The sequence below is a fragment of the Chitinimonas lacunae genome, from assembly GCF_042650885.1.
In the GTDB taxonomy this organism is placed as follows: Bacteria; Pseudomonadota; Gammaproteobacteria; order Burkholderiales; family Chitinimonadaceae; genus Chitinimonas_A; species Chitinimonas_A lacunae.
Genome location: NZ_JBHSBU010000001.1, coordinates 3,605,257 through 3,629,752, shown reverse-complemented (window position 1 = coordinate 3,629,752; position 24,496 = coordinate 3,605,257). Strand labels below are relative to the sequence as shown.

Annotated in this window: 20 protein-coding genes; 16 read left to right on the top strand and 4 right to left on the bottom strand. The window is 61.7% G+C overall.

Annotated elements, in window-relative coordinates:
• The first annotated feature begins 199 nt into the window (after positions 1–199).
• From ggt to ACFOW7_RS15595, 3 genes are all read left to right on the top strand, one after another.
• Positions 200–1,963 carry a gamma-glutamyltransferase gene (gene ggt / locus ACFOW7_RS15605; RefSeq protein WP_378165950.1) on the top strand — a complete coding sequence of 588 codons (1,764 nt, stop codon included), beginning with the start codon at positions 200–202 and terminating at the stop codon, positions 1,961–1,963.
• A 223-nt stretch (positions 1,964–2,186) separates the two neighbouring features.
• Positions 2,187–2,417: a flagellar basal body rod C-terminal domain-containing protein gene (locus ACFOW7_RS15600; protein ID WP_378165948.1), complete on the top strand. Its 231-nt coding sequence runs from the start codon at positions 2,187–2,189 to the stop codon at positions 2,415–2,417.
• Between the two features lie 496 nt (positions 2,418–2,913).
• Positions 2,914–5,955 (top strand): STAND family AAA ATPase, encoded by a 3,042-nt coding sequence (locus tag ACFOW7_RS15595; protein ID WP_378165946.1) that lies wholly within the window; start codon positions 2,914–2,916, stop codon positions 5,953–5,955.
• A gap of 19 nt (positions 5,956–5,974) precedes the next feature.
• On the opposite strand, the gene pabB is transcribed toward ACFOW7_RS15595, so the two are convergent.
• Positions 5,975–8,083, bottom strand: a complete 2,109-nt coding sequence (gene pabB / locus ACFOW7_RS15590; RefSeq protein ID WP_378165944.1) for an aminodeoxychorismate synthase component I — start codon at positions 8,081–8,083, stop codon at positions 5,975–5,977.
• 479 nt (positions 8,084–8,562) lie between these two features.
• On the opposite strand from pabB, the gene ACFOW7_RS15585 reads away from it, so the two are divergent.
• From ACFOW7_RS15585 to ACFOW7_RS15575, 3 genes are all read left to right on the top strand, one after another.
• On the top strand, positions 8,563–8,895 hold the full coding sequence (locus ACFOW7_RS15585) for an H-NS histone family protein (RefSeq protein WP_378165942.1): 333 nt from the start codon (positions 8,563–8,565) through the stop codon (positions 8,893–8,895).
• Positions 8,896–9,050: 155 nt separating this feature from the next.
• Positions 9,051–9,632: a DUF4303 domain-containing protein gene (locus ACFOW7_RS15580; protein ID WP_378165940.1), complete on the top strand. Its 582-nt coding sequence runs from the start codon at positions 9,051–9,053 to the stop codon at positions 9,630–9,632.
• Between the two features lie 233 nt (positions 9,633–9,865).
• On the top strand, positions 9,866–10,087 hold the full coding sequence (locus ACFOW7_RS15575; RefSeq protein ID WP_378165938.1) for a hypothetical protein: 222 nt from the start codon (positions 9,866–9,868) through the stop codon (positions 10,085–10,087).
• 58 nt (positions 10,088–10,145) lie between these two features.
• On the opposite strand, the gene ACFOW7_RS15570 is transcribed toward ACFOW7_RS15575, so the two are convergent.
• Genes ACFOW7_RS15570 through ACFOW7_RS15560 form a run of 3 tightly spaced genes read right to left on the bottom strand, consistent with a single transcriptional unit; the run spans position 10,146 to position 15,210 of the window.
• Positions 10,146–10,616, bottom strand: coding sequence for a hypothetical protein (locus ACFOW7_RS15570; protein ID WP_378165936.1), 471 nt, complete (start codon positions 10,614–10,616; stop codon positions 10,146–10,148).
• A 1-nt stretch (position 10,617) separates the two neighbouring features.
• On the bottom strand, positions 10,618–12,849 hold the full coding sequence (locus ACFOW7_RS15565) for an RHS repeat-associated core domain-containing protein (RefSeq protein WP_378165934.1): 2,232 nt from the start codon (positions 12,847–12,849) through the stop codon (positions 10,618–10,620).
• A 6-nt stretch (positions 12,850–12,855) separates the two neighbouring features.
• A complete protein-coding gene (locus ACFOW7_RS15560) occupies positions 12,856–15,210 on the bottom strand; it encodes an RHS repeat domain-containing protein (RefSeq protein ID WP_378165931.1) in 2,355 nt (784 codons plus the stop codon).
• Between the two features lie 1,009 nt (positions 15,211–16,219).
• On the opposite strand from ACFOW7_RS15560, the gene ACFOW7_RS15555 reads away from it, so the two are divergent.
• The 10 genes from ACFOW7_RS15555 (at position 16,220) to ACFOW7_RS15510 (ending at position 24,253) form a co-directional block, all read left to right on the top strand.
• Positions 16,220–17,128, top strand: a complete 909-nt coding sequence (locus tag ACFOW7_RS15555) for a LysR family transcriptional regulator (RefSeq protein WP_378165929.1) — start codon at positions 16,220–16,222, stop codon at positions 17,126–17,128.
• Positions 17,129–17,512: 384 nt separating this feature from the next.
• The gene (locus tag ACFOW7_RS15550; RefSeq protein WP_378165927.1) at positions 17,513–17,728 is read left to right on the top strand and encodes an AlpA family transcriptional regulator; all 216 of its coding nucleotides are present in this window, start codon (positions 17,513–17,515) and stop codon (positions 17,726–17,728) included.
• A 29-nt stretch (positions 17,729–17,757) separates the two neighbouring features.
• Entirely contained in the window at positions 17,758–18,609 is an 852-nt protein-coding gene (locus ACFOW7_RS15545) for a ParA family protein (RefSeq protein ID WP_378165925.1), read from the top strand.
• Entirely contained in the window at positions 18,593–18,835 is a 243-nt protein-coding gene (locus ACFOW7_RS15540) for a type II toxin-antitoxin system HicA family toxin (RefSeq protein WP_378165922.1), read from the top strand. The genes ACFOW7_RS15545 and ACFOW7_RS15540 overlap by 17 nt, the downstream gene beginning before the upstream one ends.
• Positions 18,828–20,492, top strand: coding sequence for a ParB family protein (locus ACFOW7_RS15535; protein ID WP_378165920.1), 1,665 nt, complete (start codon positions 18,828–18,830; stop codon positions 20,490–20,492). Before ACFOW7_RS15540 ends, ACFOW7_RS15535 begins: the two co-directional genes overlap by 8 nt.
• The gene (locus ACFOW7_RS15530; protein WP_378165918.1) at positions 20,440–21,000 is read left to right on the top strand and encodes a DUF2857 domain-containing protein; all 561 of its coding nucleotides are present in this window, start codon (positions 20,440–20,442) and stop codon (positions 20,998–21,000) included. The genes ACFOW7_RS15535 and ACFOW7_RS15530 overlap by 53 nt, the downstream gene beginning before the upstream one ends.
• Complete coding sequence (locus ACFOW7_RS15525) at positions 21,000–22,169, top strand: STY4528 family pathogenicity island replication protein (RefSeq protein WP_378165916.1); 1,170 nt, start codon at positions 21,000–21,002, stop codon at positions 22,167–22,169. The genes ACFOW7_RS15530 and ACFOW7_RS15525 overlap by 1 nt, the downstream gene beginning before the upstream one ends.
• 358 nt (positions 22,170–22,527) lie before the next feature.
• Complete coding sequence (locus ACFOW7_RS15520; RefSeq protein ID WP_378165914.1) at positions 22,528–23,304, top strand: PFL_4669 family integrating conjugative element protein; 777 nt, start codon at positions 22,528–22,530, stop codon at positions 23,302–23,304.
• On the top strand, positions 23,301–23,843 hold the full coding sequence (locus ACFOW7_RS15515; RefSeq protein ID WP_378165912.1) for a DUF3158 family protein: 543 nt from the start codon (positions 23,301–23,303) through the stop codon (positions 23,841–23,843). The genes ACFOW7_RS15520 and ACFOW7_RS15515 overlap by 4 nt, the downstream gene beginning before the upstream one ends.
• Complete coding sequence (locus ACFOW7_RS15510; RefSeq protein ID WP_378165910.1) at positions 23,840–24,253, top strand: single-stranded DNA-binding protein; 414 nt, start codon at positions 23,840–23,842, stop codon at positions 24,251–24,253. The genes ACFOW7_RS15515 and ACFOW7_RS15510 overlap by 4 nt, the downstream gene beginning before the upstream one ends.
• Positions 24,254–24,496 lie beyond the last annotated feature (243 nt).

The window sequence follows — 24,496 nt, the reverse complement described above, 5'->3', positions numbered from 1 at the left end:
GCGGGAAAATCAGGCTGCTGGCAGACCTTGCAGTCGTCCAGGGACGGGTTTCCGACAAAAAGGAAAATTTTCGGAAAAATTACTGCAAGATAAATAGCCAACAAAAATAAAATATAAATATATATAGACAATCACCCCAAAAAGCCGCGCTGCCGCTCAGTGGTGCCGTGGCCCGCCATCTCTCCATGGAGGACATCCGATGCAATTCCTGACTTCCGACCCACTGCGCCGGCTGGGTAGCACGCTGGCCCTGTCGCTGATCCTGTGCGGGCCGGCGCTGGCCGACCAGACGGCAGCGCCCGTGGCGGCCCAGTCGCCGCGCTACGATCTGTACGACGACACCATTCAGGCGGTACGCGCCCGCCATGGCATGGTCGCTTCCGAGCAGAAGCTGGCTACCGAGATCGGGGTGGCCATCCTGCGTCGTGGCGGCAATGCGATCGATGCGGCGGTGGCAGTCGGCTTTGCCCAGGCAGTGGTGCTGCCGGCGGCGGGCAATATCGGCGGCGGCGGCTTTATGGTGATCCACGAAGCGCGCACCGGCCGCAATATCGCGCTCGATTTCCGCGAAATGGCCCCAGGCCGGGCCAGCCGCGATATGTACCTCGACGAGCGCGGCGAAGTGGTGCCGAAACGCTCGACCGATACCCATCTGGCGGTCGGGGTGCCGGGGACGGTGGCTGGCCTGATCCATGCGCTCAATAAGTACGGCAGCCTCAAACTGCCCGAGGTGATGGCACCGGCCATCGAACTGGCACGCAAAGGCTTTGTGGTCAGCGAACATCTGGCGACCCAGCTTGCCGCCAACCGTGACCATCTGGGCCGCTGGCCGGCGACCAAGAAGATCTTCTTCAAAGGCGACCGGCCGCTACAGGCCGGCGAAAAGCTGGTGCAGGAGGATTTGGCCGATTCGCTTGAGCTGATCGCCCAACGGGGCGCGTCGGCCTTCTACAGCGGGCCGATTGCCGAGAAGATCGCCGCCGAGATGAGCCGCCATGGCGGGCTGATCAATCTGGACGACCTCAAGCGCTACCGCGTGATGGAACGCGAACCGGTAACGGGCGACTATCGCGGCTATCAGATCGTGTCGATGCCGCCACCCAGCTCGGGCGGCACCCATATCGTGCAGCTGCTCAATATGCTGTCGCACTACCCGCTGCGCGAATATGGCGCGGGCAGTGCGCAGACCATCCATATCCAGGCCGAAGCGATGAAGCTCGCCTATGCCGACCGCTCGGAATACCTGGGCGACCCGGATTTCAGCAAGGTCCCGGTCAAAGGGCTGACCTCGCCGGCCTATGCCGCCGAGCTGGTCAAGCAGATCGATCCGGCCAAGGCGCGGCCGTCGGCCGAGATCAAGCCAGGCCGGCCGCAGCCCTATGAAGGCGACCAGACCACCCACTATTCGGTGGCCGATGGCCAGGGCAATGTGGCCAGCACCACCTATACCCTCAATCTCAACTTCGGCAGCGGTATCGTGGCCGCCGGCACCGGCATCCTGCTCAATAACGAGATGGACGATTTCTCGGCCAAACCGGGCGTGCCCAACGCCTTTGGCCTGATCGGCGGCGACGCCAATGCCGTGGCACCCTACAAGCGGCCGCTGTCGTCGATGTCGCCCACCATCGTGCTGAAAAACGGCAAGCCCTGGCTGGTCACCGGCAGCCCAGGCGGCAGCCGGATCATCACCACCACGCTGCAAACCATCATCGACGCCATCGATTTCGATATGAACCCGGCCCAGGCAGCGATCACCCCGCGCATCCACCATCAATGGCTGCCGGACGAGCTGTGGGTCGAGCGCGGCATCAGCCCCGATACGGTGCGGCTGCTGCGCGAAAAAGGTCACAAGGTCGTGCCCAAGCGCTCGTTTGGCGTGACTCAGACCATCCGCATCGATGCCAACGGCTTCCTGGGCTACGCCGACCCGCGCAGCCCCGATGGCGTGGCCGCCGGCTATTGAGACTCACCGGACGACAGGCGGTACTTCTCACCTTTTCCGGCAAATAGTAGGGTTTGCTGATAAATGTGCGAAGATGGCTGCCTGTGGTCCGGCAGCGGACCGCACAGGCGCACCGAGCACGACCGAACAAGCGGTGGACGACGCTCCGCCAGCGGGCGCCCTTCCCCTCCGGGAAAGATTCCTGCCCCGGATGGGCCTCAGACCCAGAGCAAGGAGCAGTACTATGGCGATTTCAGGACTTGGCGCCGGTCTATCGGGCATGCAGCATTTCCAGCGCGGACTGGAAGTATCAGCCAGCCGCATCGCCGGCTGGACACCGCAGGAAACCCAGGGCGCCGATCTGGCCAGCGAAACCGTACAGTCGCTGGTCAATAAAACCGGCTTCCAGGCTTCCGCCCAGATGGTCAAAACCGCCGACGACATGCTCGGCACCTTGATCGATATCCGCGCCTGAACAGGCTTCGAACCAACTGGCCGGTCCGTCTTGAACGGACCGGCCAGTTTTTTTGGGAAATCCTCACGAGACGGCCAAGCCACTTCAGCCGGATTCGCTGCGAGCATGGCGTCCTGATCCAGCAACCTCGCAGTCGCCCGTCCCCAGGTCTTCACGCATCATTGGGTCAGCCACGCGTGCTGGTCGGGTCGGAGGCCATGGTGTCCGAGACCGCTTTGCAGCCAACCACCTGGGACTGGGAGGGTTGGGACGCTGTGCCTGATGAGGGGAAGAATGGTCCGCTGGGCCGCCAGCCGACTGCCGACTGCCAGCGTTTCGGCAATAGCCAGATTCCCACCTGGCCACTTCGGCAGAATCTTCGTCGTTTGGTCCCGCAAACCTTTCCCGGGCGCTTTCCTGCCTGACGCAAATTTCTTAATTCGGCCTGATCGGCATACGGGTTGCTCGTTGTGGCTTAGGTGTTGCCATCCGCCACACCCTTGAGCAGGAGGCGATGATGAGTAAACTGGCCGTCATCCATCTGAGCGACATCCATATCCACGGCAGCGCCGACTCCTGCTTGCGTCATATCGAGGCGATTGCCGAGACCTGCTACACCACGGCCCGCGCCGCCGATGCGTGTCTGCTGGCGATCAGCGGCGATATTGCTTTTTCCGGCACGGTGGCCGAGTACCGGATAGCCGACACCCTGCTGTTGCGACCACTGCTGGCTGCCCTGCAACAGGAGACCGGCCGTACCGTCCAGGTGGCGATGGTGCCGGGCAACCATGACTGCACCCTGCGGCCACGCGACGAGGTTCGCGAAACGCTGGTGCAGGCGGTGATCGAAGCACCCGACAAGGCGCAGCTCGAAGAAATCGTGCGCTTGTGCGCCCGGGTGCAGGACAACTTCTTCGACTTCGCCAGCCGTTGGCTCCTGCCGGTGGCCGAGCAGCCGTCGGCCCTGTTCTGGCAGCAGCGTTTCGATGTGCTGGGCGAGCCGGTGCTGGTGTCCTCGCTCAATGCCGCCTGGATGTCGCGGCTGCCCGAGGTGCAGGGGCAGATGGTCTACCCGATCACCCGCTTCGAACCGCTGCTCGACCGTCCAGCCGCGCTGCATCTGGCCCTGGTCCACCATCCGCTCAACTGGTATGCCCAGGCCGATTACCAACAATTGCGCCGCCGGCTGCGCCAGCGTTGCAGCGCGATCCTGAGCGGACACGAGCATCTGGCCAACACCGGCCAGATCGCCGAACAGCTCAGCGGCAATTCACTGTTCTTCGAAGCGCCGGCGCTGCAAGCGCACGAAGCCGATGCCGACCAGGGCTTCGGGCTTTATCTGTTCGATCTGGTCAGTAAACAGGTCGATGCCTCGACCTTTCTGATCGGCCACGACGGCCGCATCCGGCCCGCGACGCGACACCACCATACCTGGGAGGACAAGGACTCGGCCCGCAGCGCACTCGACATCGCGCCGGCCTTTGCCGCCGAGCTGAACGACGCCGGCGGCAACTTCACCCATTCGGCCAAGGAAAGGGTGACGCTCGAAGACATCTTCGTCTGGCCCGATCTGCGCGATTGGGAAAGCAAGGAAATCAACACCCTGAAGACCCGCAGCTCGCAGGAACTGGTCGGCAAGCTCCAGAAAGGCCGCCGCTTCACCGTCTACGGCGACGAGAAGGCCGGCAAGACCACCCTGCTCTACTGGCTGTTCCGCGAGCTGCTCGGCCAGGGCTACGCGCCGCTCTATCTCTTGGCCAACAATCTGTCGATCAAGGGCGGCGACGATCTGGAGCGGCGTATCGTCCGCGTGATCGAGTCGGAATACCGCCATCCCGATCTGTTCGCCCGTCAGCCGCGCGAGCGCAAGATCCTGTTGCTCGACGACATCGACCGGCTCAGAGCGGAACTGCACACGCTGCCGCTGATTCTCGATTACGCCAGCCGCCATTTTTCGGGTATCTGCCTCACTGCCACCACGGGCTTTGAAGTGACCAATCTCACCTCGAAGGAAGCCTCGGCGGCGTTGGCGCCGTTTGTGGCAGTCGAGCTGCTGCGCTTCGGTTTCAAGCTGCGCCACAGCCTGATCAAGAAATGGTGTTCGCTCTCGGCCGTGGCCACCAAGGCCGAACTCGACCAGCGCATCGACGAGGTCGAGTCGATCGTCAATGCCGTGATCGGCAGGCAGCTGGTACCGGAATATCCGATCTATCTACTGATCCTGCTGCAAAGCTGCGAGCAGCATCGGCACGGGGAAATCCAGAACAGCGGCCTCAGCTTCTACTACCAGTATCTGATCACCAAAAGCCTCGGCGAAGTCGGGGTCAAGCCGACCGAACTCGACGAGCACTTCAACTATCTGTCGCTGCTGGCGTGGGAGCTGAACCGGCAAGGGCTCAAGGCGATCGAACTTGGCGAACTGGGCAAGATCAACGCCGAATTCTCGCGCCGCTTCGTCACGGTCGATCTGAAGGACAGGCTGACCCTGCTGACCCGTGCCCTGATCCTGACCCGCCAGGGTGACAGCTGCTTCTTTACCTACCCTTACGTCTACTACTTCTTCGTCGGCCGCTATCTGGCGCGCAATCTCGACCAGCCGGCCATCCGCGCCTGGGTCGAGGATTCGTGCAAAAAGCTCTATCTGCGCGACCGCGCGCTGACCGTGATGTTTCTGACCCACCATGTCGACAATCAATGGGTGATCGAACTGATCTGTCAGGTGCTGCGCGAATGCTTTGCCGACAAAAAGCCGATCGAGCTCAACGGCGACACCAAATACCTCAATAAACTGGTGGAGACGACGGCACAGCTCACCTTTCCCCAGCCCGATGTCGAGCGCAATCAGCTGGCGTTACGCGAATTCAGCGATCAGATCGTGGAGGCGGAAAAACGGCACGAACCCGACGAATACGACATGCTGAGCTTTGCCGCGCGCTGGAATCTGCTCAACAAGACAGCGGAAATCCTCGGGCTGATCCTGAAGAACTATTACGGCTCGCTGGAGCGGCCGCAGAAGCAGGCGATGATCCGTGAGGTATTCGATGGTCCGATGCGGGCGCTGCGTCTGTGGCTGGAGCAGATCGCCGCCTCGCTGCCCGATTTCATCGAGGAGCTGCGCCAGATCGAACACGAGCGCCATGCCAAGGCCACGGTCGAGGAGGCCGAGCAGCGCATCAAGCATCGGCTGTTCAATCTATTGGGATGGGTGGCCACCAATGCCGTGGCCTCGGCCGCCAGCTTCGTGGCATCGGACAAGCTGCGCGAGGATATCCGTGAAGTGGTGCAGAGCAACCCGACCAATGCCTATCGGCTGATCGAGACGGCCACCCGGCTGCTCAGGCCCAATACCGTGCCGCTCGACAAGATCAAGACGCTGGCCAAGGACCTCGACAAGAACCCCTATGCCTTCGGCGTGCTCCAGTCACTCGGCCTCTACCATATGTATATGTTCCATATGGACGAACCGACCCGACAATCGCTCTCCAACGCCTTGAAGATCTCCTTCAGCGCCACCCGCACGCTTACCCCACGCCGCAAGAAGAACAAACGGCTCAAATGAAATCGGCCTGCAAACAGCGTCAGGTGCTGCCCTGCCGCTGCCCCTGCGCCAGCGCCGCCAGCAGGGCACGGGCCTTGATCAGGGTTTCTTCGAACTCCTCCGCCGGGTCGGACAGCGCGGTAATCGCCCCGCCCACGCCAAAGCTGGCTTGCTGCGGGCCGATGACCAGGGTCCGGATCACAATGCTCAGATCAAGCGCCCCACCAAGGCCAAACCAGCCCAGGGCGCCCGAATAGACGCCACGCGGGCCGGCTTCGAGCCGGTCGATGATTTCCAGCGTGCGCAGTTTGGGCGCGCCGGTCATCGAACCGCCGGGAAAGCACGCTCGCACGCAATCGATGGCCGATTGGTCCGGCCGCAAACGGCCGCTGATCGTCGATACCATCTGATGGACCGGCGCATAGCTCTCGATCCCGAACAGCACCGGTACCTGTACCGAGCCGATTTCGCACACCCGGTTAAGGTCGTTGCGCACCAGATCGACAATCATCAGATTCTCGGCACGCTCCTTTTCGCTATGGCGCAGCTCATCGACCAGCGCCGCGTCCTCCGCCGCATCGACGCCACGGCGCCGCGTGCCTTTGATCGGCTTGGACATTGCCTCGCCAGCGCGGCTCACTTGCAGGAAACGCTCGGGCGAGGCACTCAGCACCGACCACTCGCCCAGACGCAGCAGGGCACCGAAAGGCACAGGACTGATCCGGCGCAGCCGCAGATAGGTCGCCAGCGGATCGGGCCGGCCTGGCAGCGTCGCGGTATTGGTCAGACAGATTTCATAGGATTCGCCATCGCGGATCTGCGCCAGACACTGATCGATCCTTTGCAGATACGCGGTCCGATCGTGGCGCCACTGGCAGGCCAAGTCGGTCGCGCCAGTCAGGCGCGGACTCGCAGCCGGCTCCGTCGCCGCCACAGGCAAGTCCGCCAACTGCGCCTTGGTGGCGTCGATCCAGCCCTCACTGTCCGCTCCCGCCAACGCCAGCAAATAGGTCTGCCGCGCCGCCAGATCGAACACCAAGGCCCGGTCGACAAACAGCAGGGCCGCGTCGGGCGTCTCGGACTGATGCCCCGCCGTCGCCCCGGTTTCTGCCTTGAGTTCGTACCCCAGATAGCCGACGAAGCCCAGATCGAACTCAAACGGCAACCCTGCCGGTATCTGCGGTCGCGGACCGCGCAGACGGGCAGCGAGATAGTCGAAGCAACCCGTCTGCAAACGCTCGACCCCATCGGCTCGCTCCACCGTCAGTTCACCCGTGCTGACGCGGTAACTGAGCCGCTCGGCCAGTGGACCGGATGCGTCGCCCATGATCGAGAAACGTGACAGGCCAGGGCGCAGCTCGCTGCTGTCGAGCCAGAAACTCCAGTCTGCCCCGGCATAAAGCGCCAGATAGGCCGCTTCCGGGTCGGGCAGGAAGTCGAGTCGCTCGACGACAAGGCTGGGGGATAAGGGAAGTTCGGACTTACTATCCTGTTCAATCACTGGCTCCGGAGCCTTACCAGTTGTTGCGTTCCTGGGATAGAAAGAATGGATATTTAGTGAAGCTGCTTGAGCGCCTCGATATGCCAGGGCCAGATCGCGGAAATTGGCCAGCAAGGTGCGACCATGCTGGCTACAGATCGACTCGGGATGGAACTGCACGCCCCAGATCGGCGCCGAGCGGTGGCGCAGACCCATGATCAGACCGTCGTCGGACCAGGCGATCGCTTCGAGCATGTCGGGCAGCCTGGTAGCCACCAGCGAGTGGTAACGCACCACTTCAAAGGGCGAGGGCAGATTGGCAAACAGGTCCTGGCCGTGGTGGTGGATCGCCGAAATCCGGCCGTGACGCGGCTCGGGAGCATGGGCGACTTCGCCGCCAAATAGATGACAGATACCTTGATGACCCAGGCAAACGCCCAGAACCGGCAGTCCTGCCTCCCGTATCACCTGGGCGCTGATGCCGAAATCGGCAGCGCGGGCCGGGTGACCCGGTCCCGGTGAAATCACCACGGCGTCAAAACAGCTCAGGTCGATGGCAGACAGTGGGTGGTCGTTGCACACCACCGTCGGCGCCTGGCCGTTCACTTCACCAAGCAATTGATACAGGTTGTAGGTGAAGGAATCGTAGTTATCGATCATGAGTAGCATTTTTGACGTAACCTTTTGATTTTTATGTGTGTTATTTGCCTTTTTCTTGGTTTATATACACACATAGATACACACTTGCGGCAGATCACTATGGAACCCGCGCGGCTCATTACGCTTGCAGTTTCGAAGCTGGCGGGCTATGCGCACAGTTTCGTAGTCCATGAGCATGATGGCGGGCAGGACCGGGCTGCAGCCGCGGTGCTAGATGCTTGCCCGCACGGAGGTAGGCGGAAGGGCCAGTATGCAAGTTGAGCCAGGACCAACTTGCATCGGTGAAAGCATCAGCTAACCGCCGACAGAAGTATACGCGTGCTCGCCCTCGCAGGACTGCATCATGCGCTTGCGTCAGGAAGCCTAACCCTGTCTCACCTGTTGCCTAGAGCCCGTGCCCCATCCAGTCCATGCTCTATCAGTCCATGCTCTACGCATCCCGTGGACGCTCTGCCGTATGCTGCAATACCTTCTCTGGATGCATCAGCATGACCGTCAACATCGACCACCTTTCCGCTGACGAACTCCAACAGCTGATCGAAGCAGCCGAGCATCTGCGCGACAAGCTGGTACACGAGAAGCTCGCGAGCGTACGGCAGAAGTGCATCGACTTGGCTACGGCCGATGGCCTCTCGATCAGCGAACTCTTTCCTGAGGTGGATGTGGCCCGGCGGCCTACGCCGCTCAAGCGTGGGTCGCTCGAAGCGAAGTACAGAAATCCTGCGAACCCAATGCAGACCTGGGGTGGTCGCGGGAAGCGGCCGAGCTGGTTCAAGGCCGCCCTCGCTGCTGGATCCAGCGAAAGCGACCTGCGGATCTGATCAACTCGCGGGGCCTGTCCTGGTCCGCTGAAGTTCAATGCACAGCTTGAGAACTTGCGCTCTGCTGGCCTCGTCGCCCTGTGATCCGATCGACGGTCCCGACGGATGTCGAACGGCTCATGCACGCCGCTCGTCGTTCTAAGGATGAGAATGATATGGCGGCTTCACTCAAGCCTTACCTCGATCGTCTCGACTTCCAACCGATGGAGACGGTGTTGTCCGCCGGCATCCGCGAGTGCATCGAGAATGTGGCGCGCGACCACCCCGGCGAAGAATTCGTTGGCTTCGCGCTCGACTGCAACTTCTCGGTGGGGTCGATCTTTTTCAGCCTGGCTTCGACGGGCTACCTATCGAGCATCGCCGCGCAGGCAGGCATGGATATGGAAGCGGCGGCTTCTGCACCATCGCTGCAAGAACGATTCTGGTCATTGGGTGATTGGCCACTGTATTGCGTCAATGACCGATATGCGCCGACGTTCGTCCAAGCATGGAAGCCGTGGGAATCCTTGATCGAAATCGTGGGGTACAACGAGCTTTACCAGCAGACATTAGATGCAGACCTATCCGCTGCATTCAATGCACATCTCGCTAACTGGGCAGCCAGCGTGCTTGTTGAGTGCGAATCCAGCGGTGCGTTCCATACGATCGCGCGAGCGGATGCTGTCCGGCTCATCGTCCTGGATCACGACGAAGAACTCAACGTGGGGCTAGATCGAATGGAGCGGAGCAAACAATAAATCGGGCCGCTTTTTGCCAGCTTTAGCTGTTCAAGGCCGTCCTCGCTGCTGGATCCAGCGAAAGCGACCTGCGGATCTGATCAACTCGTGGGTCCTGTCCTGGCCCGCTGAAGTTCAATGCACAGCTTGAGAACTTGCCCTCTGCTGGCCTCATCGCCCCGTGATCCGATCGACGGACCCGACGATGCCGAACGGCTCATGCGCGCCGCTCGTTGTTTAAGGATGAGAATGATATGGCGGCTTCACTCAAGCCTTACCTCGATTGTCTCGACTTTCAAGCGATGGAGGCGGTATTGTCCGCCGGCATCCGCGAGTGCATCGAGAATGTCGCGCGCGACCGCTTCGGCGAAGAATTCGTCGGCTTTGCGCTCGACTGCAACTCTCGGTGGGGTCGATTCTTTTCAGCCTGGCTTCGACGAGTTACCTATCGAGCATCGCAACGCAGGCAGGCATAGATATATATTGGCTACTTAATAGAACAGGCCCGGCAATCCGCCGGGCCTCATTTCCGTCCTACAAGACGTCGAGCGCATCCTCAGCCGAGGGAATTTTGATTACTTCAAAAATCTCCTCAAAGTTTTTGGCCCTTTTTATCTGTTCAAGAACGATGGGGAACGAATTGTCTTGCGGGAGAAATGGGTCACCTTTCTCACTGTCGATGGCGAGGTATTCTATGAGTAGCAGCTTGAAGCTTTCGAGCTCTATCGCTGGCCTCCGTTCGAACTCAACTTTTATGTCATAGGCGCCAGTCAGAGCGCTAAGTATTTTCCGGGGGAACCCGTCACCGTGAAGGCCTACTCTCTCGATTTGTCGAATCAGATAAGCCTCGCCTTCTCTATTAACGACAAGGGCGCCTACGTAGGATTCGAGCTGCTTTTTCGCACTTTGCGCTACATGGAAAGCGGATAGCGCAACAGGGATTATTGACTTGTCCCCCTCTAAGAACAGCAGACATACATCGTTGTTACGATTGCTCTGAACCACGTTAGTCTCCTGAAGCAGCACCCACCCCGGTCATCCCAGTGCCGACCGCTGTTTCCACTGCCCATGAGGGTGCACCTAGCGGTGCTCGCCAAGGCTTTCGGCCAAGCCAGTTGTTAAAGTCGGACCGGATAGGGTTAATATTCCAAGGTTGATTTTTGACGACATCCGGCACTCGTTTTCCGATACCTTGATTTCTTTCAAAAAGCCAATGGTGGCGCTGCACACCATTTTGGATCGGCATGATGTTGTTTTTGCTCATCCACTTTCGTGTGGCATCCCATGTGTGACTGCCAGCAGTTTTGAATTTGAATGCGCCTTTGAAAAGTCCATTCATTAATCCACCACCAACCATCGAGAGCCCAACACCAGTCCAGTCTACGCAGCTCCAATCTCCATCATTTTGGTATAATTGCCACCCCAATTCAGCCCCCCCGAACACCAGCCCCCACGCAAACTCGCCAGTTGGGTCGATTTCCACTAAGGGATTGACATGAGCGTAAACGTACGTATTGACGCCGTCATATAGCCCCCACCGATCTGATTGGACATATCGTCCTGTAATCGGCTCATAATCCCTGAAGAAGTTGTAGTTCAGCCCTGTTTCCTGGTCGAAGTATTGACCCGGGAAGCGCAGGTTATAGACGAGCTCCTTCTTGTCCTGATCTGGGTCTTCATCGGGTGTGCTGTTACCGAATCCATCGGACTCCCAACGCCACACCGCTTTATTGCTGACGGGATCGCTGACCGCCCTGGGCGTGCCTAGGTGGTCCGGATGGACATAGTAGACCCGCGTTTTGCTGGGGCTTTTAGCGTCCGGTTGAATCGTGGCAATCGGCAGATCCCCTAACCACACCGTTTCCTGGATCAGGCTACCGTCGGTCTTGTACTCACCCAGCAGATGACCTTGCTCGTCATAGACAAACCGCACCCCTGTCTTGACCAGCCGCTCACCCCAGGCATTGTGGCTGTACTGATAGGTCTTGCCATTCGTCGTGACTTTGACCAGCCGTTCCGCCCCGTCGTACTCGAATGTCCGGGTGCCGTCGCTTTGCAGATGACCCGTCGCGGTATAGGTCCGCGTCTGGTTGCCCAACCCCGTCAGCCGATTGCTGGTGGCCTCAATCGTTGAGGGTGTGGCGGTGCCATTACGGCTGACCTGGGTTCGGTTTCCGTTGGCGTCGTACTGATAAGCGTCGTTGCGATGGGTTGTGGTTTCGCTCGTCAGCCGATCCAGCACGTCATAACCAAACTCCTGCGTCCGCTTGGCATCTTGCAGGTCTTCCTGCTGCTTGACATTGCTGGCCCCGTCAAAGATCAGCCGTTTGGCAAAGATGCCCGCTGACTCGACTCGGTAGAGGCGACCATTGGTGTCGTAGAGCCGGGTATGGTGCAGCCCATTTGCCCAGGTCCAGCCCTGCGGTCCACCGAAGGGTTGATAGACCACCTGCGTCAGCAACGGTTTGCCGTCCAGATTAACCGCGACGATCTGACCGTTCTGCCGAACATAGTCGATTACCCGACCTGATGGCGTCGTCAGCCCGGATAGTTGATTCGCCGGTGTCCAGCGATAGCTCACCGTTTGCGTCAACGTGCCAATCTGCTGGGTTTTGGCTTCCAGTCGACTTTGGCTGTCGTAGCGGTAGCGCGTGGTCGCGGTGTTGTCCTTGACCTCACTGAGCCGGCCGACGCTGTCCCACTGGAAGGTCCAGTTTGGCCCACCCGCATGGCGCTGCTCAATGAGTCGACCGGCACCGTCGTACTTGAACTGAGTGGTTTGCCCCGCAGCATTGGTTCGGGTCTTGAGCTGGCCATCCAGTTCATAGGTCTGGCTGCTGGTTCCTGTGTCCGGACTGATTTGCTTTTCCAGCTGGTCAAGACCGTTGTACTGGTACTCGGTGGTTAAACCCTTGGGGTCGGTGACTTTGACCAGATTGTTGAAGGCGTCATATCCCATCCGCGTAATGCCACCCTTCGGGTCGCGGATCGTGGTGAGGCGGTTAAACGCATCATATTCGTAGTGGGTGGTCCGCCCGAGATGATCAGTCGCTGCGGTCCGGTTGCCATTGGGGTCGTAGCCATAGCTGACCCAACTGCCATCGGCTTGGATAACCTTGGCCAGTCGACCCAGCTGATCGAACTCTTGTTTAAGGGTGTGGGTAATGGCTGCCTGAGAAGGCAGGGCGGCCAGGGCCGCCGCCAGCGTGAAGACGCTGGCGAATCGAGGAAATCGCATAAGAAATTATTCGCTGTCTTGTTGAGTCGGCAGGCTGTTCGGCGCAATCAGGGACAGACGTTCAGCGTCCACTTTCGCCATCGCAGCGGCCAAGGTGCCGTTGGCGTCCTGCACATCCTGTTGAAGTCGATTGCCGGCGGCATCCAGCACGTAGCGGATGCTATGGCCCTGGTTGTTGCGAAGGCCGACTAACCGGTGAGCTGGGTCATACTCATAGTCGATCTGGCTGCCATCGGGCAGATTGACCTGCTTGAGCAGGCCCGTCGGCGCGTACTGGTAGCGCGTCACAGACTGACCCTCGCTGTAGGTCAGCAAGCGACCCCGAGCGTCATAGGTCATCGATGTCACCACGCCATCAGGACGGGTGATCGACAGCGGTTGACCATGGGCGTTGTGAGGACCATACGTCGTGACCAGCCCAGCACGATCCTTGAACGAGACCAGATTGCCCGTGGCGTCATAACCGAACTGGCTGCTACGGCCCGCCGGCTCGGTCACGCTCATCAAGCGATTGTTGCTGTCGTAGGCATAACGCCAGCTCCATACCTTCCCGTTGGACTCAACGGTCTTCTTGGTCAGATTGGCGCGCTCATCATAGTCAAAGCTGACGGTCCGATCGTTGGCGCTGATCTTCGTGGGCAAGCGGAATGTCGCATGCCATTGCGTAGTGACCGCCCGAGGTGCCGAGCTGGTCGCGGCTTCAATCCGCGTCACCTCCAGATCCCGCTCGGGGTCGTAGGTGAACCACGTCACATTGCCGTTGAAGTCGATCTGTTCTTGCGGATTGCCAGCCGAGTCGTAGGTACGCTTGCGGGTACTGGCGTTGCAACCCGAACCACCCGGCTGCCAATTGCCCGCAAAGAGGAGGCGACGGCCGATCTGCTGGTAGTTGAAGAACCGGGTGGCACCCGTTGGGCTGGTCTGGACCGTGCTGGGCCAGCCACGTGCCCCGCCGAAGCTCAAGGTGTAGCGGTTCACCCCACCGGCGTGCTCGGAACTGATCGCTGCGCCGTATCGGTTGTAACTCCAGGTGGCAAACCGCACCCCGTTCTCATCGATTAACCCAGACAGCTTGTCACCGCGCTCGGGGTCGTCGTGGACGTACTGACGCGTTGTCCCATCGGCATGTGTCACCTTGGCCAGATAGCCCTTGGGCGAATAGTCAAAGCTCGCCACCAGACCTGTCGTGCCCGAAGCATTGCCGCTTTCGACTTTGCTGAGCCAATCGTCTTCGATTCCACCCAGCGTTTCCCGACGGTAGGTAAAGGTCAGCGTGCGACCCGTGGTCTCATCCTTGACTTGGCTCAGCAGCTTATCGGCATAGGTCAGCGTGTAGCGCTTGCCGCCGCCTTCGACGAGCGAGACCAGATTGCCCTTGGCGTCGTAATGCTCAGTGTTCAGGCCATCGAAGACGGTAAAGCCGGTCGGGCCAATGGTCAGCTTGAGGGTGTTCTTGTCGGTCGCGCCAATAATCCGGCCATCCGTAGTAGCAGAGAAGGAAGCCCCATCGGTACGCTCCAGCCGGTAGAACAACAGACGCGGTTTCGGGCCTGAACTATTCGCTGCACGGCTATTCCAGTACTCGCGCCAATCCGGGTCCATATGCGGGGGAATACCCGGATCAATGAAATAGGAATAAACCGGCAATACCCGGGCGTGCCAATTGTGGCGCCAGCCCAGGCCGAGTTGATGCTTCGGACCGGAATCGTGGCTGTTATAGAACCGGATGAAAGGCACACCCAGCAGGGTATCAATCTCGCGCTGGAACTTATTCCCCGTCGCGGTATTGATGGGATTGCCGGTTGTCTTATCCATTTCCTCTGAGCGTTTTGGGCATTCGGGCATGCCCTGTTCCGGATCAGCCGTATCGTCCGGATCACGTTCTTCAGGTTTCGGATTGGGCTTGCACTGATCCGGCGACACATCTTTCACCAGATACTCGCCCTCGGGGCAAATCTTCCGGCAGCGCTGGCTGACTTTGCCAAAGAAGGTTCCATCTGGACAACCGATGATAGCGCGGAGAATAACGCCATGTAGGTAGTTTGCTCCGTCGATGGTGAGGTCATAGCAGTTGGCTCGCATCCCATTGGGCGCCAAGCACTCATAAGGACCCTTGGTGACTTTCCACCAATTCCGTTTGGGCTCAGGGTAGAAATGGTCTACCCATCCCGAAATACTGGTGCTTTCGATACAGGCATTCGAAATGTCACAGACTTTCGGATAGGGAATGGTGGTGCCATCGTCATCGGCAGCCAGGGTGAGCGGAGAGATTCCCAACAAGGACACGGCAATAGCAAGTTTTCGAATACTGCGTTGACCATGACCATGGGGAAAAGCGAAGGGTTTTAACCAGCTTTTCATTGAATAACCACAAGAGAATAAAAAAGAAAAATCCACCCTCGGCGCGCACAACGGTGCGCACCCTTATTAGAGTCGATCGAAGAATAGATTATATCGCGGCATCCTCAGTCAAGCCACTATTACCTTACGGAACAGCACTTTAAAGACAAATGTTTATGGTTCATTTGTGCAGTATAGAACCTGACTATTTAGATGAATTACGTTATTGAATAGGGAAATCGTTCGATATTCTATGCCGCTCGGCTGCACCGGTGGGAACAGCAACAAAAAGGCGGCCGCACTGTTTTTATATCGAACACCTGTTCGACCAAATTCACTGCGATGCCATTGGGCACGGAAGCGACTGCCCAATGCGCCGGTGGGCGACTCGCCTTCCAGTGTCTGACAGTCCGTCCCGATTTCATACGACGACCACTCGCTGATCGGATTGAGGGGAGATTCTGACGATTTGTCCTCTATCGCATTGCTGTCCGAAACCGGCGAGTCGCTTTCTCTCCCCGATGCTAGTTTCGGACCTTTCTCAGATGACGTCGCACCGCGTCATGCCTGCCCGCTCTCTCCACTCTCCCAAGCACTGGCGCTGAGCCACACGCCGCATTGCGCACTGTCATCACAACGCCCACCGCATCTGGTGCCATCGCAATGTGAAAACTCACACGTCATTTATTCCCGGGGGGACCGACCCAGACGACACCTGCCTCACCTGCCTGTTGCCCCCTACGGCCGTGCGGTTCTGAGCTGCTGTGGGGAGCGACCATTGTTGACACGACCCTCGAAAGACTGGAGCCAAGGATGGAGTCCGCGATTCGTACCCTCACGGTTGTCGTCTCACCTGCTTGCATGGAGCTTCCGTACCCGCCCGTGCGGGTGGCGCCGCTCGACGCCGTACTTGATGACGCCCCGATGCCCGATCAGCGGGTGCGACCGATCATCGAGTCGAGCTGTCGATACACGACATGTGCTCGGGACGCGTGCGGTGCAGTCAAGGCCGGCTGGTGAGGTGCCTGCCATGGAACTGCGTCATCTTCGAAGTTTTGTCGCGGTCGCGGAGGAGCTGAACTTCACCCGGGCAGCGACCCGGCTCCATGTCGAGCAATCGCCGCTCTCGCGCACCATCAAGGAACTGGAATCGGACCTGGGCGCCGTGCTGTTCGAGCGGAACTCGCGCGGCGTACGCCTCACCTGGGCCGGTGAGCGCTTTCTCGACGACACGCGCCGCCTCCTCGCGAAGCTGGAGCAGGCGCGCGCCAATGTGAAGCGTGCCGCGCTGGGCTTTCGCGGCGTGCTCCGGGTCGCACTGTCCGACTGCGTGCCGGCCGATCGGTTGGCCACGGTGCTCGCGAACTGTCGCATCGACGAGCCCGACGTCGACATCCGCCTCTACGAAGTGCCGTACTCACAGCAGGTGAAAGGTCTGCTGTCGGATCTCTACGACGTGGGCTTTTCCCGCTCGCCCGGCAACGAGCCGGGACTGCAGTCCCAGCCCGTGTGGCACGACGAGTTGGTCGCCGCGCTGCCCGCACGACATCCGCTGTTGGTCCATCGCCATATCCCGCTCACCGAAGCGCTGCGGTATCCGCTGATCCTGTGTCATCCCGACACGTGCGAGGGGCACTACCAACAGATCGAGCGGTTGCTCAAGAGCGTCAGCACAGACCAGGAACTCCATGTCGCCGAGCACGCGGCGTCGCAGAGCATGATGAAGGCGCTCGTGAGCGCGGGCTACGGTCTGGGGCTCACCTGCGTGCCGCCGCAGGCGACCTGCCTGCACAACGAGATCATCGTGCGCCCGCTCGCCGGCGCCGTTCCCGTGCAGACCACCTATCTGCAACGTCCCGCCACCGAACCCTCGCCGCAGCTCGCGCGCTTCGTGGAACGCGCCACGCGCGAGCACGCGAGCGACGACCACCTCGGCTGATCGCCTGTTGCGCCGGACATGGCGTGCCGACTGGCACGCCATGTTCTTTTGGTCTGGCGATAGATCGAGCCCGTCTTGCTCGGCGTAACCGCGTGCAGCGCTGTACGAGAGGTTTCGTAGGAAATCGCTGTTACGCAGCGCACCTCCTCGATGGCGCCCTCGACACCTGCGTGGGTCTGCCACACCGGTTGTGCGTTGTGCGCATCGCGTCAGACCGCCGCCGACTTTCTCGCCGAATGGGCTTTGTTGTCCTCTGCACATCCGTGCAGACCACAACAAAGCGGGTGCCATGAAAGGCGATTTTTCGGTGTCTTGCAGAAAAGCCGCTCCGTTGAATGCAGCGCATGACCAACGAGTGCCATGGAGCGCTGAGGAGTGCTGAGCATGTCTGCTGAAACCCTCTCTGACCCCGCCACTGAGCGACGCATCCTCCGGCGTCCCGAGGTGGAAGCGCGAACCGGTTTCAAGCGCGCGCACATCTATTCGCTGATGAAGTCCGGCCAGTTTCCCCAGGCCGTGCGCCTGGGTGTGCGCGCAGTCGGTTGGGACTCGGCCGAAATCGATGCGTGGATCGCCGAGCGCCGCAACACGCGCGGTTGATGCCCGCTGCCCCCTTCAAGGAGCGATCCATGCAAGTGATTTCGGTGATTTCGACCAAGGGCGGCGTGGGCAAGACCACCACGGCCGCCAACCTCGGCGGATTCCTGGCCGATGCCGGACTGCGTGTGCTGCTGATCGATCTCGACATCCAGCCCACGCTCTCGAGCTACTACTCGCTCGTTTACCGCGCGCCGGCAGGGATCTATGAGCTGCTCGCAACGAATGAGCGCACGATGGCGCATCTCGCCTCGCGCACGATCGTCGAGCGACTCGACATCGTCGTGTCGAACGATGCCCGCGGCCAGCTCAACACACTGCTGTTGCATGCCCCGGACGGCCGGTTTCGCCTGCGCAACCTGCTGCCGGCGTTCCGCCCGCACTACGACCTGCTGCTCGTCGACACGCAAGGCGCACGCAGCGTGCTGCTTGAAGCGGCGGTGCTCGCCTCGGACCTGGCGCTCTCGCCCGTCACCCCGGAAATCCTCGCCGCGCGTGAATTGCGCCGCGGCACGCTGCAACTGTTCGAGGACATCGCGTCGTTTCGCCAGCTCGGGATCACGCCACCGCCGCTCCGACTCCTGATCAACCGTACGCACGCCGTGTCGCGCGACGCCCGACAGATCAAGGGGGCGCTGCGCAAGATCTTTGCCGAGCACGAATCGATTCGGGTGCTGCAGACCGATGTGCCGGCGATCGAGGTCTATCCGCGCGCCGCCACGCAGGGTCTCCCTGCGCATCGCGTCGAGATTCGCCGACCGACGGGGCGCCTCGCCCCTGCGGCCCTCGACAGTCAGCGTGCGCTGGCCACCGAGTTGTTCCCACAGTGGGCCGAGCGCTTCGCGCGGGTCGATGGGAGGGCACGCGATGCCCAGCCCGCGTGAGCTGTGTCGCGGTCGCAAACAGTTGCTGCCGCTTGTCGAGCATGCACTCGCGCGTGGCTGGACCGTTGCCCGCACACCGGGTGGCCACCTTCGCTTCAATAAGCCGGGGCTGCCACCGATCTACACCAGCGCAACAGCCAGCGACCACCGGTCGTGGCGCAATGCGCGTGCGCAGCTCGATCGCGCCGAGCGGGCGGCGGCAACAGACGGGAGGTCCCGTGACTGACCGCGCCATCGACGAGCTGGCGAGCAAGCTGCTCGCCGACAATTTTGCGCGCCTGGGTCCGGCGGCCGGCACGGTCAGTGATCCGATTGCCGACACCCCGATGGTGGTGACACTCGATGAGCTGCGGCCCTATGAATGGAACCCGCGGCTGACGCGCAACCCGTCGTACGACGACATCAAGGCGTCGATCCGCGAGCGGGGACTGGAAGCGCCACCGGCCATTACGCGTCGCCCGGGCGAGTCGCATTACGTCATTCGCAACGGCGGCAATACGCGACTCGCCATCCTGCGCGAGCTGTGGGCCGAGACGCGGGACGAGCGCTACTTCCGGATTCCCTGCCTGTTTCGTCCGTGGCCCGAGCGCGGCGAGATCATCGCGCTGACGGGCCATCTCTGCGAAAACGATGTGCGCGGTTCGCTCACGCTGATCGAGCGAGCATTGGGCGTGGAGAAGGCGCGCGAACTCTACGAAGCCGAATGTGGCCGCGCGCTGTCGCAGTCCGAACTCGCCAGGCGGCTCGCGGCCGACGGCTACCCGGTGTCCCAGCCCCATATCAGCCGAATGCAGGAAGCCGTGCGCTTCCTGTTGCCGGCGATCCCAACGGTGCTCTACGCCGGGCTTGGTCGCCCGCAGGTGGAAAAGCTCACGGCGATGCGTCGCGCGGCGCAGCGGATCTGGGAGCGGCGAGCCGACGCAGCCACGCTCACGGTCGGTTTCCCGACGCTGTTTCAGGACGTGCTGGCCGCGTTCGATCTCGACCCGCAGGGATTCTCGATTCAGCGCGTGCAAGACGAGCTGGTCGGTGCAATGGCCGAGCTGTTGCAGGCCGACTATGACCTACTCACGCTCGAACTCGACGAGACCGAGACGCGGCAGCGCGCGCTATCCACAGACCCCGTCCCCGTGGCGTCGCCGTCCGCACCGACCGGGGAGGCGACACCTGACGCTGGACCGGCGCTGCCGCCGACTGAGCGGCGCCGTACGTCGGATACCGAAGCCCCCGCGCAGGTCGTGCCGCTCCCCAAGGCCGCCCGTCCTGACGCTCCGCGCGAGCCGCCCGCTGAAGTGCCCACCACGCGACTGCAGTCGATCCAGCAGCTCGTGGCCGAACACACGGGTGAGACGTTCGGTCAGATCGAGGCCGATGGGGCAGCGACCGATGCACTCGCTGTCGACGCGCGGTTTCCGACCACTGACCTGTGGTCGGTCGAGCCTGATCTGCACGCACCGGCGCCATTGCGCGCCCAACTCGCGCAGCTCGCGCGTGCCATTGCGAACGAGGCGGCGGTGGCGGATTGCGTTCAACCGATGCCGCAGGGTCTGGGCTTCGATTGCTCGGCTGACGCAGGCGACGACCGCTCTGGCCAGGCGCTGCTGGCGCTGCTGTCGAGCCTCGCAGCGGGCTATCGCGGCGACCACGCCACGACGGTGAGCACGCCCGCCCTCGCACAAGGCCTCGCGCTGCTGGTCCGAGCCGGGCCGGGATCACGCCCAGTGCCGCGTTTGAGCGACTTGGGCCTATTCAAGCTGTTCCGATTGATTCGTCTGGCCCGCGTGCTCGTCGATATCGAGCCCCACGCCGCCAGCTTCTTCGGAGGGACGCATGTCGATGCCTCATCCACTCAACCAGGCCGTGGTGGCGCAGGCCCTGCATGACCTGAGAAACGGGCAGTTGCGACGCTGCCTGGCGATGGGTTTTTCGGAGCGCGAACTCGATGCGCTCAAGCATCCGGCGCTGGTCAGCGTCTTGCTCAACGCGACGGTGTCGTGGTGTTCGGTGAGCGTCAACCGCGAAGTGGTCCAGCGGCTGCTGAAGCAGGTCGACGCCGTCGATCATGAGATCGCCACGATCGATCGGATGCTGAGAGCCGGCGCCAGCACCGAGATGGTGTCGCACTTCTATGGCCTGACCCATCAGGAAGTCGCGCTGCGGCGCGATGTGTTGGGCTTGCCGAAACGCAAGGGCCGCCACCATGTGCTCAACGAGGCGCAGGACACGGCGCTGTGGACGCGCTGGCACGCCGAAGTAAAGCAGCGTGGCATGGCCCTCGACGATGAGACGGCGATGCTCGCGTTGACGCTGGATCTGGCCGAGGCGATGGCGCTGCCCGCGTCCGTGATCTGGGCCGCGATCAAGTCCTGGATCGACCAGGGACTCGCCTGATGACCGCGCGGCAGCTGCCTCGTGGCGACGCCGTGCCGCGCGCCCAGCCTGACCCGGGGCAGCCCCCAACCCACCCGACACCTCCCACCGACCTGTTGCTGTTCAGCGGCAATCGGCATGAAAGCGTGCCGCGCGCGCTGTTCTTCGACCGGCGACTGACGCCGCTTGAACGCAACGCCTGGCAGGTATTCCGGCTCCAGGTCCGGGACGACGGCCCCGCTGTGCTGCCGACCTACGAGGCACTGCGACCGTTTCTCGCCGCCATGCCGGGCGCGCTGGCCTCCACGGAGACCGTGGCCCGCACACTCACGCTCCTTCGACTGACGCGTTGGCTGAGCCTCGTCCGTCGCCGGCGCGATCCGCGCACCGGCCGCGTGCTGGGGAACCTCTATGTGCTCCATGACGCGCCGTTGTCACCCTACGAAGCGATTCAGCTCGACCCCGAATACTTGTCCCTCGTCAGCGATGCGCTGACCCATGCGAGCCGCGCCATTCAGGTGACCGGCCAGCATGTTCTCCAGGAGATCGACCAAGACCCGGCGCTCGCCGGCCGCACCTTGCCGACGCGACTGCAGCTGCTTGCCCAGCGCATCGATGCACAGCGCAGCGGGCTCGCGCCCGACCTCCCGACCGATGTCCGCACTTCGGAATCCGAAGTGCCTTCGGCTACCCGCCTTCGGAATCAGGAAGCCCCGACTTCGGAATCCGAAATCGGTGCCAAACCCTTGAAAATCGACTCCCTTCGGAATCCGAAGTCGGACAGTACTGTACGTTCTAGTTTCAGTTCTAAAAAACGTACCGCGCGCGCGAGCCAGGATTGGCTGATGGCGAGCCACCTCGCGCTGCCGCCGCGCTTTCTCACGCTCAAGGAAGAACAGCAGGCGGGCGCGATCACGGCCCTGCTGCGCGTCGACACCGCCTTGCAGCAGGGCGTGCTCGACGAGTGGGATCTGCGCTGTGGAGCGACCACCGTTCGCAATCCTGCGGGCTACCTGTTCGGGATCATCCAGAAGGCGATGCGCGGTGAATTCAAGGCCTGTGCAAAGCCATCGGCGCCCGCGCGATCCGCACTGCCCGAGACCCCGGCTGCGCCAGCGCGACCACCGAGCGATCCCGAACTGGTCAGGGAACACATCGCGCGGCTTCGCGATCTGCTTCAGCTGCGATGAGCGTTCGCTATACCAGTGGTATAGCGTCGACGCAGAGGCGATGCGCTGGACGATCCGTCGACTTGGCGACACCACGCATCAAGCTATACCACTGGTATAGATGGCGGTCTTTGCACCACCGTTTTGGCGCGACGGCGGCAGCTATACCAGTGGTATAGCTTTGCCGAGTAGGCGCGACGCTGATCCAGGCAGCACCGGTGCACCACGTCTTCGCGCGCAACATCGCAGGGTGTCGCGCTATACCAGTGGTATAGATCCGCGACAGCCGGCGAATGCCCGGTGCACCTCATGCGGATTGTTGACTGACAGCCTTCCTGTGGCCGTCGATGCTGCGGTCTCGTCAACACGGGACGCTGCCATGGCCAACGATCTGCAACTCAATCTCGGCGCCCTGCGAAGCGCCATGTCGCTCACGCTTCACACGCATCATGCCTCGCGCATCTGGCATGGCCGTGCCGCGGCAGAGGGCCGCGCCGGCATCGCAGGACTCGCGAGCTTCGTGTCGGCGGTGCAGAAGATGAAGCGCGGCGCGGAACAGGACTGCCCGTACAGCGACTTCTGGATGCTGCGGATCGAACAGAAGCTCGATGCCACCAAGGCCACGTTGCAGACGCTGCGCGACCAGGTCGAGCAGGCGCTGACCCAGGTGCCGACCGCGCTGAGCCTCGGCGAAAACCTCAATGTGCAACCGGTGAAGCTGCCGCTGTTCATCTCGTCGCAGCTGGGCTTTCTGGCGGTCTATCTGCTCGCTGACTACGACGACCTGGCGCGCAAGCTGATCCTCGCGCACCACGCAGCACTTATCGATCGCAGCACCCTGGAGCGCTGGCTCAACGAAGGGGGCCACGCGCTTCGCTCGCTGTTCGCGCTGGCCCAGCAGTACCGGTATTCCGGGACGAAGCGCGACGATTTCGCTGCGAACAATGCCGCGGCGCGCGCCGCGCTCGACAAGCTCGGCCCCTTGCCGCAGGACGTGCTCGAAGGTACCCGCCGCTCTCGCTATGCGCCGCCGATCATCCGGCGGCAGCCGTTGTCGTTGCGTCCCGCCTCGACGCCGGTGGCCACGAACAACGAAGCCGGCGACCGCGATCTCGCACCGCTCGTGCCGATGGATGACGAGGCGGGGACGGCATGACCGATCCACGAGTCGCACGGCACGCGTTTCGGATGCTGGAACCCGCAGACTTCCAGCACCTGGAACACGCAGGCTACCTAAAAGGCCTTTTACGGCCTTTTAAGGGTAAGGGGAGTCTGACCATGTGGGCCAGCCAGTGTGAAGCGCTGCGCGACGACCTCGTGGGGCTGGCGCTCCGGCGCATACTGCCGCAGGCACGCGCCCATCCGTTCCATCTGCTCGATGTCCAGCTGTCCCCGCAGACGACGGGCGCCGGCACGACCTTCCTGCGCTGGCGCAACCTCGACCGCTCGATGATGGGCGTCGCGCTGTGGGAAGCGCTGATGGCCAGTGCACCGGCTCTGCTCATCGAGGACCTGTATGCGATCGAGCTGCAGCGAATCGTGCTCAACATGCAGGTCAGCCTGATCCACACCATCAACCGCCAGACGCTGGCGTGCGCCAACAAGATGGCACACGCCGAAGCGATCTTTCAGCGACGCACCGGTCGGCCCGCGCCGACGGTTGCCCATCCCACCACCGGCTCGAGGTCATCATGAGCACCCACTTCATCGGCGAAGGCAATATCGGCAGCGTGCCCGACTACCGGGAGTTTCCGAACGGCAACGAGGAGCCGCGGCGACTGCTCCGGCTCAATGTCTACTTCGACAACCCGATCCCCAAGAAGGACGGCGAGTTTGAAGACCGCGGCGGTTTCTGGGCACCGGTCGAGCTGTGGCATCGCGACGCCGACCATTGGAAAGCCCTATATCAGAAGGGGATGCGGGTACTCGTGGAGGGCCGCGCGGTTCGTGAGGAATGGGAGGACGCCGAGGAGAACGAGCGCGTCACTTTCAAGATTGAAGCACGCCGCGTCGCGATCCTGCCGTATCGCCTGGACTCGGTGCTGTTGAGCACCAAGCCGACGTCGTCCGAGGCGGGGCAATCAAACGTAGGCAGCCACGGCTAGCGGACCTGTGTGCGGCATGGAGAGACGTGTTGGAACGACCCGATGCGTGGCGGCCAATCTGAATGGTGGGGCACACCATGCCGTCGCGACGCATTGAACGCTCAGCGTTTACTGGCTACAGTGCGCGCCCTTCGGATGGGGGGCGATTGGTAGCCGCACAGGACGTGCGCGCTGCGATCGTGCGTGGGGAGGAGCTGCACCGCGGCAGCCTGACGATCAAGCCGGTTCACGGCTCGCGGAATC

Coding starts and splice junctions, on each gene's coding strand:
- ggt (WP_378165950.1), top strand. CDS start 200: ATGCAATTCCTGACTTCCGACCCACTGCGCCGGCTGGGTAGCACGCTG.
- ACFOW7_RS15600 (WP_378165948.1), top strand. CDS start 2,187: ATGGCGATTTCAGGACTTGGCGCCGGTCTATCGGGCATGCAGCATTTC.
- ACFOW7_RS15595 (WP_378165946.1), top strand. CDS start 2,914: ATGAGTAAACTGGCCGTCATCCATCTGAGCGACATCCATATCCACGGC.
- pabB (WP_378165944.1), bottom strand. CDS start 8,083: ATGCTACTCATGATCGATAACTACGATTCCTTCACCTACAACCTGTAT.
- ACFOW7_RS15585 (WP_378165942.1), top strand. CDS start 8,563: ATGACCGTCAACATCGACCACCTTTCCGCTGACGAACTCCAACAGCTG.
- ACFOW7_RS15580 (WP_378165940.1), top strand. CDS start 9,051: ATGGCGGCTTCACTCAAGCCTTACCTCGATCGTCTCGACTTCCAACCG.
- ACFOW7_RS15575 (WP_378165938.1), top strand. CDS start 9,866: ATGGCGGCTTCACTCAAGCCTTACCTCGATTGTCTCGACTTTCAAGCG.
- ACFOW7_RS15565 (WP_378165934.1), bottom strand. CDS start 12,849: ATGCGATTTCCTCGATTCGCCAGCGTCTTCACGCTGGCGGCGGCCCTG.
- ACFOW7_RS15560 (WP_378165931.1), bottom strand. CDS start 15,210: ATGAAAAGCTGGTTAAAACCCTTCGCTTTTCCCCATGGTCATGGTCAA.
- ACFOW7_RS15555 (WP_378165929.1), top strand. CDS start 16,220: ATGGAACTGCGTCATCTTCGAAGTTTTGTCGCGGTCGCGGAGGAGCTG.
- ACFOW7_RS15550 (WP_378165927.1), top strand. CDS start 17,513: ATGTCTGCTGAAACCCTCTCTGACCCCGCCACTGAGCGACGCATCCTC.
- ACFOW7_RS15545 (WP_378165925.1), top strand. CDS start 17,758: ATGCAAGTGATTTCGGTGATTTCGACCAAGGGCGGCGTGGGCAAGACC.
- ACFOW7_RS15540 (WP_378165922.1), top strand. CDS start 18,593: ATGCCCAGCCCGCGTGAGCTGTGTCGCGGTCGCAAACAGTTGCTGCCG.
- ACFOW7_RS15530 (WP_378165918.1), top strand. CDS start 20,440: ATGTCGATGCCTCATCCACTCAACCAGGCCGTGGTGGCGCAGGCCCTG.
- ACFOW7_RS15525 (WP_378165916.1), top strand. CDS start 21,000: ATGACCGCGCGGCAGCTGCCTCGTGGCGACGCCGTGCCGCGCGCCCAG.
- ACFOW7_RS15520 (WP_378165914.1), top strand. CDS start 22,528: ATGGCCAACGATCTGCAACTCAATCTCGGCGCCCTGCGAAGCGCCATG.
- ACFOW7_RS15515 (WP_378165912.1), top strand. CDS start 23,301: ATGACCGATCCACGAGTCGCACGGCACGCGTTTCGGATGCTGGAACCC.
- ACFOW7_RS15510 (WP_378165910.1), top strand. CDS start 23,840: ATGAGCACCCACTTCATCGGCGAAGGCAATATCGGCAGCGTGCCCGAC.